Origin of the sequence: Gloeocapsopsis sp. IPPAS B-1203 (assembly GCF_002749975.1) — a bacterium.
In the GTDB taxonomy this organism is placed as follows: domain Bacteria; phylum Cyanobacteriota; class Cyanobacteriia; order Cyanobacteriales; family Chroococcidiopsidaceae; genus Gloeocapsopsis.
Map to the genome: position 1 here is coordinate 191,674 of NZ_PEIG01000001.1, position 12,052 is coordinate 203,725.

At 41.4% G+C, this 12,052-nt stretch carries 12 protein-coding genes; 5 read left to right on the forward strand and 7 right to left on the reverse strand.

Annotation, left to right across the window (positions count from 1 at the left end; translation table 11 throughout):
• Positions 1-41: 41 nt before the first annotated feature.
• Complete coding sequence (gene groL, locus CSQ79_RS00945; protein ID WP_099699335.1) at positions 42-1,700, reverse strand: chaperonin GroEL; 1,659 nt, start codon at positions 1,698-1,700, stop codon at positions 42-44.
• Between the two features lie 386 nt (positions 1,701-2,086).
• Positions 2,087-2,746 (reverse strand): L-threonylcarbamoyladenylate synthase, encoded by a 660-nt coding sequence (locus CSQ79_RS00950; protein WP_099699336.1) that lies wholly within the window; start codon positions 2,744-2,746, stop codon positions 2,087-2,089.
• Between the two features lie 77 nt (positions 2,747-2,823).
• On the opposite strand from CSQ79_RS00950, the gene larC reads away from it, so the two are divergent.
• A complete protein-coding gene (gene larC, locus CSQ79_RS00955) occupies positions 2,824-4,086 on the forward strand; it encodes a nickel pincer cofactor biosynthesis protein LarC (RefSeq protein ID WP_099699757.1) in 1,263 nt (420 codons plus the stop codon).
• Between the two features lie 178 nt (positions 4,087-4,264).
• Here the strand turns inward: larC and CSQ79_RS00960 are convergent, their stop codons facing one another.
• Positions 4,265-5,071 carry a hypothetical protein gene (locus CSQ79_RS00960; protein ID WP_099699337.1) on the reverse strand — a complete coding sequence of 269 codons (807 nt, stop codon included), beginning with the start codon at positions 5,069-5,071 and terminating at the stop codon, positions 4,265-4,267.
• Positions 5,072-5,205: 134 nt separating this feature from the next.
• The gene (locus tag CSQ79_RS00965) at positions 5,206-5,769 is read right to left on the reverse strand and encodes a DUF6658 family protein (protein WP_099699338.1); all 564 of its coding nucleotides are present in this window, start codon (positions 5,767-5,769) and stop codon (positions 5,206-5,208) included.
• Between the two features lie 462 nt (positions 5,770-6,231).
• On the opposite strand from CSQ79_RS00965, the gene CSQ79_RS00970 reads away from it, so the two are divergent.
• Positions 6,232-7,161 carry a lysylphosphatidylglycerol synthase transmembrane domain-containing protein gene (locus CSQ79_RS00970; RefSeq protein WP_099699339.1) on the forward strand — a complete coding sequence of 310 codons (930 nt, stop codon included), beginning with the start codon at positions 6,232-6,234 and terminating at the stop codon, positions 7,159-7,161.
• Here the strand turns inward: CSQ79_RS00970 and CSQ79_RS00975 are convergent.
• Together CSQ79_RS00975 and CSQ79_RS26990 are read right to left on the reverse strand one after the other, a co-directional pair.
• A complete protein-coding gene (locus CSQ79_RS00975) occupies positions 7,154-8,383 on the reverse strand; it encodes a Sll1247 family protein (protein ID WP_099699340.1) in 1,230 nt (409 codons plus the stop codon). The two genes, CSQ79_RS00970 and CSQ79_RS00975, sit on opposite strands and share 8 nt — an antisense overlap.
• 285 nt (positions 8,384-8,668) lie before the next feature.
• Positions 8,669-8,857, reverse strand: a complete 189-nt coding sequence (locus CSQ79_RS26990) for a hypothetical protein (protein ID WP_143755403.1) — start codon at positions 8,855-8,857, stop codon at positions 8,669-8,671.
• A gap of 740 nt (positions 8,858-9,597) precedes the next feature.
• On the opposite strand from CSQ79_RS26990, the gene ndhL reads away from it, so the two are divergent.
• The 3 genes from ndhL to trpA are packed head-to-tail and all read left to right on the forward strand — an operon-like array spanning position 9,598 to position 10,982.
• Positions 9,598-9,810 carry an NAD(P)H-quinone oxidoreductase subunit L gene (ndhL, locus tag CSQ79_RS00980; protein ID WP_041919346.1) on the forward strand — a complete coding sequence of 71 codons (213 nt, stop codon included), beginning with the start codon at positions 9,598-9,600 and terminating at the stop codon, positions 9,808-9,810.
• Positions 9,811-9,813: 3 nt separating this feature from the next.
• Entirely contained in the window at positions 9,814-10,140 is a 327-nt protein-coding gene (locus CSQ79_RS00985) for a DUF3007 family protein (protein ID WP_099699341.1), read from the forward strand.
• A 44-nt stretch (positions 10,141-10,184) separates the two neighbouring features.
• A complete protein-coding gene (gene trpA / locus CSQ79_RS00990) occupies positions 10,185-10,982 on the forward strand; it encodes a tryptophan synthase subunit alpha (protein ID WP_099699342.1) in 798 nt (265 codons plus the stop codon).
• On the opposite strand, the gene CSQ79_RS00995 is transcribed toward trpA, so the two are convergent.
• A complete protein-coding gene (locus CSQ79_RS00995; protein ID WP_099699343.1) occupies positions 10,972-11,955 on the reverse strand; it encodes an aldo/keto reductase in 984 nt (327 codons plus the stop codon). The two genes, trpA and CSQ79_RS00995, sit on opposite strands and share 11 nt — an antisense overlap.
• Between the last annotated feature and the right edge of the window lie 97 nt (positions 11,956-12,052).

Sequence of the window (12,052 nt, forward strand, 5' to 3'; positions counted from 1 at the left end):
CAAACTGCTTGTAGTTATTAATTTATGGTACTAGGGTGAAATTACATCATGCCCATACCACCCATACCACCCATACCACCCATGCCGCCCATGCCGCCCATATCAGGAGCCGCAGCAGCTTTCTTTTCAGGTTTTTCAACGACTAATGCTTCTGTTGTGAGAACCATTCCAGCGATTGAACCAGCATTTTGCAAAGCTGAACGCACAACTTTAGCAGGATCGAGAATTCCCGCAGCAATTAAGTCTTGAAATTCGCCAGTTGCAGCGTTGTAGCCAATATTAAACTCGGTTTCTCGTACTTTTTCGACGATTACAGATCCTTCGACACCAGCATTGTCTGCCATCTGGCGCAGAGGAGCTTCGAGCGATCGCTTAACAATTTCTGCTCCAATTTTTTCTTCGTCGTTTAAGCTGTTTTTAACTTCTTCTACTTTAGTAGAAAGGTGAATCAGCATTGTTCCACCGCCAGGTACAATACCTTCTTCTACAGCTGCTTTTGTTGCGTTGAGTGCATCCTCAATCCGCAGTTTACGATCTTTAAGTTCGGTTTCTGTTGCTGCACCAACTTTAATGACTGCAACTCCACCTGCTAACTTAGCAATTCGTTCTTGCAGTTTTTCTTTATCATATTCTGAGTCAGATTCTGCAAGTTGCCGACGAATTTGACCAATACGCTTTTCGACGTCGCCTTTGTTGTCACCACCAGCAACAATCGTTGTTGCTTCTTTATCAATTGTAACTTTACGTGCTACTCCCATCATTTCTAAGGAAGCATCATCTAAACTCAGTCCAACTTCTTCTGAGATGACTTGTCCGCCTGTCAGAACGGCAATGTCACGCAGCATTTCCTTACGGCGATCGCCAAATCCTGGTGCTTTAATCGCACAAACGTTCAGTACTCCCCTGGCTTTGTTAACAACCAAGGTTGCTAGAGCTTCGCTGTCAACGTCTTCGGCGATAATGAGTAATGGTTGACCTGCACGAGCAACTTTTTCTAGTACAGGAATTAAATCTTGAATTGTACTGATTTTCTTATCAGTCAGCAGAATGCGAGGATTTTCAAAATCAACGACTAGTCTTTCGTTGTCAGTGATGAAATAAGGTGAAATATATCCTCTGTCGATTTGCATCCCTTCCACAACTTCTAGATCAGTTGTGAGTGATTTTGATTCTTCAACGGTAATCACACCATCTTTGGTGACTCGCTCCATCGCTTCTGCAATCATGGCACCGACTTCATCATCGTTACCTGCAGAAACGGTTGCAACTTGAGCGATCGCACTGCCTTCCACTGGCTTGGCTGCTGCAGCAATTTCCTCAACTAACATATCGACGGTTTTTTCCATTCCTCGACGCACGGCAACAGGATTTGCACCTGCTGCAACGTTTTTTAAGCCTTCCCGAATCATCGCTTGGGCTAAAACGGTGGCGGTGGTTGTACCGTCTCCTGCAACGTCCTTTGTCTTGGATGCAACTTCTTGAATAAGACGCGCACCAGTGTTTTCTAGTGGATCTTCAAGTTCAATTTCTTTGGCAACAGTAATACCATCGTTAACAATCTGAGGTGTGCCAAATTTCTTTTCTAGTAAAACATTACGACCTTTTGGTCCCAAGGTAATTTTGACAGCATCAGCAAGAGCGTTAACACCTCGTTCTAACGCCCGCCGCGACTCTTCATCAAATGCAACGATTTTTGCCATGTTTGTTTTCTAGCGCTTCCAATTTTCCAATTTAGCACTCTCAGACGCAGAGTGCTAACCCTGCAGAGAAAAAAAGGCTCGTTTTGTGGTAAGCAAAGCTTAAGTATTGTGTAAATAACTGATAATATCAAGTTCGGTTAATTTTATGATGAAAGTGGCTAGTGACTAGTAACTCGAAGTTAGTCAAGTTATTTAAGCCAGAAATGATATTAAGCTTGGCGCTAAGAGTATGTGGAAACATAGTCGTTGAAATTAACCTTGTCTTGAGAGTCATAGTTATGGCATTCAATTTCCAGACTTAGTACTACAGACGGTTTCGTTTTTTAAAACTAAGCTCAAAAAATAGGAGATTTCTGCTCTACTTCACTAGAGTGACCAACAATTCATCAAACCCAAGTTGCTGCTTCTTCCCAACCTAGACCTTTGCGCGCGATCGCAGGTTCACTTTCTGTGAGATCTAAGATTGTAGAAACTTGGTATCCAGGTTCAGAACCATCATCAACAATAATATCTACTAGCTTATCTAGACAGTCAAATAGTTCTGCTTGTGAAATACTAGCTTCTGTTTGTGCAGAAGAACTGAATTGACCATTGTCATCTTGAGGTAAGTGCGCCGATGTTGAAATAATTGGATTTCCCAACGCATTCAATAAAGTTTGCGACACTGCATGATCGGGTACGCGAATTCCAGTTGTTTTCCGTTTAGAATTTTGTACCAAGCGGGGAACTAACTTGGTTGCTGGGAGGAGAAAGGTATATGGTCCTGGAATCAAGTGCCGCATAATGCGATAAGCTGTATCGCTAACTCTGGCATAAGTTGCAACGTTGGATAACGAAGGACATAAAAATGTCAGCGGCTTATCGTTGGATTGTTGCTTAATTTGTCGGACGCGTTGTACTGCTGATTTTGAATTCAAATCGCAGCCGATCGCATAAACTGTATCCGTAGGGTAAAGCATCACTGCTCCATCACGGAGCATACCAACAATTTGTTCAACTGTACGTACTTGCGGAGATTCGGGATGAATAGTGTAAGTTTTAGCCATTGCGATTTCAAGTATTAAATGCTGGCAGTATTCTTAACAAGTATCACCTGTTACCTCTTACCTATTACCTTTTACCTATGACAAAGCTAGCGTATTTAGAGTGTCCCACTGGCATTGCAGGAGATATGTGCTTAGGAGCACTTGTTGATGTTGGTGTTCCTTTGGAGTATCTAATAGAACAGCTTAAGAAATTAGGTATTGCTCAAGAGTATGAGTTACAGGCAGAACCAGTTCATCGTAATGGGCAATTAGCAACCAAGGTTCACGTAAAATTGCAACATCACCAGAACGAACACACTCACCATCACGGACGACATTTACCAGAAATTGAGCAAATTATTACAGATGCTAAATTACCATCGCGGGCGCAAAAGTCGAGCCTTGAAGTATTTCGCCAACTGGCAATAGCTGAAGGAGCGGTACATGGTATTGCACCAGAAAAAGTACACTTTCATGAAGTAGGTGCAGTTGATGCAATTGTTGATATTGTTGGTACTTGTTTAGGGTTAGATTGGTTGGAAATTGATAAATTGTACTGCTCGGCGTTGCCTACAGGAGGTGGTACAGTAAAAGCAGCACATGGACAATTGCCAGTACCTGTACCAGCAGTATTAAAGTTATGGCAAATGCGGGGCTGTCCAGTTTACAGTAACGGCATTGAAAGAGAATTAGTGACACCCACTGGAGCAGCGATCGCAACGACCCTTGCAACTGATTTTGGCACTCCACCTGCTATGACGATACACAAAATAGGATTAGGCGCTGGTTCAATTGATCTGCCAATTCCTAATATTCTACGCCTGTGGTTAGGTGAAAGTAGTCAGGAATCAGGGGTTAGAGATCAGGGAGTTAACATTAGCGATCTAAGTTCTTGTGTAGAGACAATTGCAGTATTAGAAACGCAAATTGACGATCTCAGTCCCCAAGCGATTGGGTATATTTTTGAGGCTTTATTTGTCGCTGGCGCTGTTGACGTATTCGCACAGCCAATTTGCATGAAAAAGTCACGTCCTGGAGTATTACTCAGTGTTTTGTGTCATCCACAACAATTGAACACTTGTGAGGCAATTTTATTTAGAGAAACAACAACTTTAGGTATTCGCCGGTGTCTGCAGCAACGCACCATCTTACCTCGGCAAATTCAAACTGTTGATACTAAGTATGGCTCAGTACGAATTAAAGTTGCTTGGATAGAACAAGGAACACAAAAAGAAATTGTGAATGTTCAACCAGAATACGAAGACTGTGCTGGGTTAGCAAAACAGCACAACATTGCTTGGAGAGAAATTCATCGTATGGCACTGCAGATTTGGTACATGCAGCAAGATGAGCATGAGTAGCAATTTGCTCGTAACTTACGTACGTCAAATAAAGAGAATGTCATGCATATAGCGTCAGAGATGCCCTAATTTTAGTAATTATATTGCTATACAAAAAAGTCAGGCAAGCTGGTGGACATGGCACCCGAACCTCCTGACTTTAATTTAATTGCGATCTGCTCAGTCAGATTTGAGGCAATTAATCTACTGTATCACCTACAGCATCACCTGCTTTGTACAAGCTGCGTTGAGTAGCTTTACCAGCTTCGTAAGCTTTATCTTGGACATAGTCAGATGCGTTGTCAGCTGTCCGTTGAGCTTTATTTGCTACGTCTTCACCTGTTGCTTTCGCATTTTTTACAGCACGACTAGCACTTCTATTTACATCTCTAGCAGCCGCACGGGTGTTATCTTGAATATCTTCAGCAGTACGGCTAGCGCTACGAGCTGCATCGTCAGTTACATCAAGAGCATTTTCCTTGATATTCTCAGTACCACGCTTTGTTGCTTTCTGTAAACCTTTGGCAGTATCTTGAGCTTTGTCTTGAGCTGCTGCTGTACTACGTTGTACATTCTTACCAAAGTCTTCTAGGTTTTCACCTTTTTTATCTAAGGTACGCTGAGTATTTTCGGTCAAGCTACCTGTTTGATCAATAACGTTCCGTTCTGCATTCTTTTTCAAAGCAGCTGCTCGATCAGACGCAGCTTTTTCTAATCCTCTTGCTCTGGGATCTACATCACTAAACTCATTCATCGATCCTCCCTCAAAGCGGGACTCTACTGCTTCGTCAGGAACTTCCGGTCTAGGATTAGAGCTGTTTCTGAGCTGAGTTCTACTTTCAGATTGCATTCCAGATGGAACTGCTTGTCTATCGCCTGATAAGCCAGGTGTGCGAGCTTGCACCGAGTTACAAGCTGTGCTGGCAAATAGCACAAAGCTTGCTGCTACAGCAATTAATATTTTGCTCAGTTGAATTCTTTTAATTGCAGTAATGATTCTGCTCATACTGAATACTCCGTGCGATTCTGTTTAGATGAAAAGTTAACTGAATGCCCTAACTACTTGTAAGCCTGATCTATTGTCTAAATTTTGACTTAAACTTCAAATTGAAGTTAGGGCAAGTTGTTTGCGAATTGCTCTTACTTGCTTCTCAGTGCTGGATTACTTGTTGCTTCTGGTCTTCTGCTGGCTTCATTTGCTTTATCACCAACAAACTCAGAGGCTTCTCCAAAAGCTTCTTGCACTTTCTCTAAACGCTTCTCAACACGCTTTCCTAAGTCGGGATCGCGTTGAATTAGCCCGCCAGAAGCAGGTTGTTTGAAGTCTTCCGCAGTTTTGACTGGCAATTGTGACTCCTTACTAAGCCTACCTTCTGGTGTTTCTGCGCCAGGATAAAGGATTTCAGAGTCGTTAGTTGCGACTAGTTGTTCATTGAACTGTACGCTAGCTTGATTGCGCCCCGACTTAGCAGTTTTATTGTTTACCTTAGGGTCTGGAGATAAATTATAGTCTGTGTACGCATCTCCACCACCTTTATAAGGATTGTTAGCGCCACCAGCCTGAACTGCCGGATTATCGGGGTTAGCACCGCGCACGTCACCAGGACTACATGCTGTGCTAAATACTACTAAAATTCCAGCAAGTAATACTGTCAGAATTTGCCGTAGTTTCAATTTTTTGATAGTTTCCACTAACCTATTCACAAAGTCCTCCTTTCGTCTTCAAGCAACCGAACTTTTAAAGTTAACAATTTTTTAACCGTCGCGTTGGGTTTTCATAACAGTTTTTGAACACCCATTGCGCTGCAATCAACACACTAGATATACAGCAAAATGAGCCGCTTTATTGATTTTGATAGTTAACTTTAACCACTAATTGATGATGGTAAAAAACAATTAGCGATCGCTGCCTCTAGCAAAGGTCACATTATTAGTTCACTAACACGCCGTTGTTATCTAACTGTAGAGAGATTTTGCTCAACTTACGTTTCTCTGTGTTAAGACTTGTTGAGCAAAAAAAACATTACTTGTATTATTTGAACTATTACTATAAGCAAAATGTAAATAATACTGAGATCTGAGGTCGACTACACTTAAAAACTGAGTGTGCGAGAAAATGATTTTAGCGGTAGGAGGCATCTAATTCTTAAGTTACTAAAGAACTCTTTGGCATACCTTAAACCACATATTCGCTGGTTTATTGTTGGTGCAACACTATTCTTTCTTCTACAAACGTTAATTCGTCACTGGCAAGAAGTTACTACGATTCAAATTTCTGTTGCAGGATGGGCAATTTTAGCAGGTGCTTTATGTGTAACTTTTCTTGCACATGTATGGTCAAGTTTCGTGTGGACTTGGATTTTAAGAGAGCTAAATCAACAAGTCAATAACCATCACTTTATTCGTGTTTACTTAAAAACAAATATTGCTAAGTATTTGCCTGGTAACGTTTGGCATTACTATGGTAGAATTACCGCTGCTAAAGATGCAGGTGTTTCTACTAGCGTAGCCACTTTAAGCGTACTACTAGAACCCCTACTCATGGCAGCATCTGCTTTAATAATTGTTTTATTAGGTGTTTCCTTAGAAGTGGGGGATCGCCATCTTCCATTAATATTATTATCCATTTTAGGTTTAGCATCTGTTTTGATTGCCATTCATCCGTGGTTTTTAAATACAGCGATTCGCTTTTTAGGCAAATTAAAGCTAAAGAAGAACCACAATAATACAACAGACCTGCATAGCAGTATGGTAGTCAATTATCCCTTGAAACCTTTAATAGGTGAACTAGGTTTTGTTCTACTGCGAGGCACAGGTTTTTTACTCACACTGCTAGCTTTTACTTCATTGCAATTAGAGCAATTACCTTTAATAATGGGGGCTTTTAGCTTAGCATGGTTACTTGGTTTAATTGTTCCTGGAGCACCTGGAGGGTTGGGAGTTTTTGAAGCAACTGCGATCGCGCTATTAGAACATCGATTATCTCCTGGTATTGTCATTAGTGCGATCGCTTTTTATCGGTTAGTGAGCATTCTTGCTGAAACTTCTGCTGCTGGATTTGCTTGGCTAGATGAACGTCGTTTAGATTTTAATTAAGTTTTACAGGAATATTGTCTATATAAATTGCACACATTACATTAAAAATATCAAGAAAATTTGTTATCTTATTTCGCTCTTTTTCGGAAAAATTTTCATAGTATCTAATCAATTCTGCAATACAGGTTTCAAGATGAGCGCGGCAACCTTTACAAATCAATAAAATTTTAATTAAAAGCATGACTAGCGTTAATGGAGTTCCTTGAGATATCAGAGTAAGGAACATTGGAGAAGGCTCATGATGGTTTTCAGTTATTAAGTATTCGATTATTTTATTACAAGTTCTCAGAATTAATGCATCTGTTGGCTCTTTTTCATTGTAATTAGCATTCAACGTAGTTAGTTTTTTTGATAAGTTGATTCCTGAAGTATCTCCTACTTCACTATTAGTACTTGAATGAACTAAAAACTTTTCTAGTCTTTCTTTAAACTGACGATAGTTGAGATTTTTTGTTTGTTTGAGAAAAAGATTGGCATTGTTTGCATAGCTGGTAGGATCGCGCTTGGCTACAATTAACTTAATTAAACGTAGTACTTCATCTGGTAAGTTAGTAGGGTTTTTATGCTTATCTATCTTAGAAGACTGAGAAGACGCCATATACATTGCTAAATCAAATTTAAATTGATATTTTAGCCTGCTTGCCTCATTTCTTGCAGCTTCTCGTTGTTCTATTGGTTTTTTAATGTCGTTAGATTGAGCCATCAACATATGTGATGTATAACTCTTGTTCCAACGCACTTGTCCTTGCACCTGACACTTATCAGCAAATGCTTTAACTTCTGTGTAACTCTCACTACTTACAAAATCTTTTACCCACATTCTGAGATGGATTTGCGTAGGTGATGTAGTAGGTTGATTATCTGAAATATTTTCAAAAATGGCAATTAAATGTTCTACATATTGTGTTTTTTTTGTGATTTTCCAATTATTGAGGAGGATGTAGCAACACCGCTTAATTGTATTATAAAATTCTTCTTTATTATTACTAGCAATAATTTCTTGTACTGCTTGAAGATGATCTAAATTGGTTATTTTTGGAGGAAATATGAATAAATCAGTGAATTGCTGTAGTACTATCTCTGCTGAATACTGCTTAACGTTTTCTAACAAAAAGCTATAAACCGTCTCTTGAGATTGTGTCAGACTACGAGGTTGTTTATCTGACTGATCAACCACATTGTTAGTAGATTTATAGCTTGCTGAGCGTGGGGAATTCAACATACAGGTTTTTAAAGGTAAAGATCCTCCTCTATATAGAGAGGTAGCTTGTTTTACGTATATTTTCTTATCTTAGAAGTTGAGTTATTAATAATTTGAGACTTCGATACACAATTTAAATGAAACTTGATTGAAAATATGGCATATCTACCTGATGTAGTTCATCAGTAAAATTAGTGATTTATTAACTTATCAATTACTTTACTGTTTTCTAAAGTTGAGTACAGTCAGCGATCTTGCTTAGCTGTTATTTTACTTGAGGCTGAAAAATGTAGCTTCTTTACTCAGTCATCGGGTGTCGGGTAAGGGAATTGAACTGAAATAAACCGTTAACTCGAGTAGTTTGGATTTTTTCAAACAGCGGAAGACTGAATTTATTGTCGCTTCTCGATTGAGCGCGTCGATCGTCCACACAAGGAAGTCAAAGTAGGCTAATGATATAGGCGATCGCGTTGTATCTTCAAGTTCGCCAATCATTCAAGCATTGAGTGCTACATCACTTGTTGGTGGGTATCCATTACATATCCAAAGTTAGCCTCTAAAAGCTATCATCTTCAAAATAGAAGCCCCTAATAAAGGAGCTTTCAGCTAACTATGTCAAAGTTTTTAGGTATGGGGGCAGAGAGACTTGAACTCTCACGACCTTTTACGGTCAACGGATTTTCATTCTCCTGTAGCTTTCGCTACTACCTTACTAGGTTTTGAGAATTGGACTCTCTCTTTACCCTCGGCTTAACGTTAGGGTAGCTCCCGTCGAGTCTCTGCACCTTCCGAAATGAGGGGTTAGGAGCGAGGAGCGAGGATTTAGGGTTTGATAGTTACTTTTCCCTAAGATCTTCATGCTTCATGCTTCCTCTTTCGGCTTGGCTCAGGATTGCCATATCTGGAATAGATTTAGGTTTCCCTGAGTTTGAGAGCGGTCACTTGACAAGTTTCTTTGTCAAGGCTCAATTGTTTAAGTCCGTAGCGTCTACCATTCCGCCACGCCCCCTTTTGAGATTTAGGTTGTTGAGTTAACAACCGTCCCGTTTGTCTATTGCACCATTAAATTGCAATCTATGCAACAACTTTAGCAAAAAAAATTGGCGATCGCCTATGAAGTTCTCCCGATTAATGAGCGTAGCAGCTAGGGAGAAAAGCGGTAGAATAGCTAAAAACAAACGATTTACGCGGGTTCAATGGATAACTTACTACAGTACCTTAACCAAAACCAACCGATTGCGATCGCGCTGCTGTATCTTGTATTGGCGGGAGCGTATCTGCTTGTCGTTCCTCTAGCCATCATGTTGTATCTCAAGCTGCGTTGGTATAACGCTACGTCGTTTGAGCGGGGCTTTATGTATTTCTTAGTGTTCTTTTTCTTTCCAGGGTTATTACTACTAGCGCCGTTTATGAATTTTCGCCCTCAGCGTCGGCAGATTTCTAGCTAAACCATGAATAGAATTACGGTTATTGGTATTGGACTTGGCGTGTTTGTGGCGGGTGGTGTTGTCTATGTCATCTTGCAGGTAGTTGGTTTAGATAGCTTAACAGCAGGTGTTTGGAGTCAAGTTTTGTTGGTTGGTGCTTTAGTGGGATGGTTAGTTACTTATCTCACCAGAGTGTTGCGACAAGACATGACGTATCACCAGCAACGGCAAAATTACGAAGAAGCATTTTTGCAAAAAAGGTTAGATGAACTCACACCAGAAGAATTAGCCAAACTGCAAGCGGAGATTGAACAAGAAAACAAATCTCGCGATTCCTCCTCAAAGGTGTAAAGTGTTGGGTGTTGTCATTTGATCGCCGACACTATCGTTGAAAAATGAACTCAATTTCTGATTGCTTCAAACGCTTGCGATCGCGCGGTGCTTGTGCTTTAATTCCCTTCGTGACAGCTGGCGATCCAGACTTGGAGACAACTGCTGAAGCTTTGCGGGTTTTAGATGCTGCTGGAGCAGATATGATTGAACTCGGAGTACCATACTCCGATCCTCTAGCAGATGGACCTGTAATTCAAGCCGCAGCAAGTCGGGCGCTGCAAAAAGGAACGCGCCTTGAACAAGTTTTAGAAATAGTACGTCAAGTTAGTCCTACGCTGCGATCGCCCATTATTTTATTTATGTATTACAACCCGATATTGAATCGAGGAGTTGAGACATTTTTACAACAAATTGCGGATGCTGGTGTCGCTGGTTTAGTTGTGCCTGATTTACCGCTAGAAGAAGCTGAAGGGCTGCTGAAACCTGCTCAAGAGGCGGGGATTGAAGTTGTATTATTAGTGGCTCCCACGAGTTCCCCAGAACGAATTGAGGCGATCGCCCGTGCTTCGCAAGGATTTATTTATTTAGTCAGTGTGACAGGCGTTACGGGAATGCGATCGCAAATGGAAGCACGAGTTCCTGAATTACTCAAACAAATCCGCAGTTACACCGACAAGCCCATTGGTGTAGGTTTTGGCATTTCCGCACCCGAACAAGCGCGACAAGTACGTGAATCGGGCGCAGACGCTGTGATCGTCGGAAGTGCGATAGTGAAACGCTTAGCAGATGAAAACCCCCAAGCAGGATTGCAAGCAATTGGGGAGTTTTGCCAAAGTTTAAAAGCAGCAATTAGCGATTAACACTACTCATATCCGCATAGCGATCGCCTGCTGCAACTCCTTTGGGAGCAACTTCAGTAATACGTTGGAGTTCGGCTGATGTAAGTGTAATATCAACTGCGGCAACGTTTTCCTCTAGATATTTCTGCCGTTTTGTGCCAGGAATCGGTACAATATCGTTTCCTTGGGCGAGTAACCAAGCAAGTGCTAATTGTCCTGGGGTGACGCCTTTTTCGGCAGCAATTTCCTTGACTCGCTCCACGAGTTGCAGATTTTTATTAAAATTCTCACCTTGAAACCGAGGTAGATTCCGGCGGAAGTCATCAGGTGCAAAATCATCAGGGCTGGTAATTTGTCCTGAGAGAAATCCGCGTCCGAGGGGACTATAAGCAACAAACCCGATTCCTAATTCACGAATAGTAGGTAAAATCTCGTCTTCAACTTCTTCACGTTGCCATAGCGAGTATTCTGATTGTAAAGCGCTAATGGGGTGCGTAGCGTGAGCGCGGCGAATTGTTGTAGGTGCGGCTTCTGAAAGTCCAAGATAGCGAACTTTACCTTGTTGGACTAATTCTGCCATTGCGCCGACAGTTTCTTCGATGGGTACATTGGGATCGACGCGGTGCTGATAATACAAATCAATGTAGTCTAATCCTAAGCGTTGTAATGAGGCATCACACGCTTGACGGACGTATTCAGGACTACCATTAACGCCGCGAAAACTACTATCTTCGCCACGGATAATACCAAACTTGGTTGCAAGAATAACTTCTGCACGGCGATCGCGAATTGCTTTACCAACAAGTTTTTCGTTTGTACCAGAACCGTACATATCTGCTGTATCAAGGAAGGTGACACCGAGATCTAACGCGCGGTGAATTGTAGAAATTGCTTCAGCTTCATCTCCAGTACCATAAAATTCCGACATTCCCATGCATCCAAGTCCCTGTTCAGACACAGTGAGTCCTTGAGTTCCCAGATTTCGTGTTTTCATGTTGTCTCTCAGATTTATTGCAATTAATGTGCGTGAGTCTCTCTTTAGCGCTCCCTAAATCCACGCCAGTTGCACTCAACGGGGGACACCCCCAAAG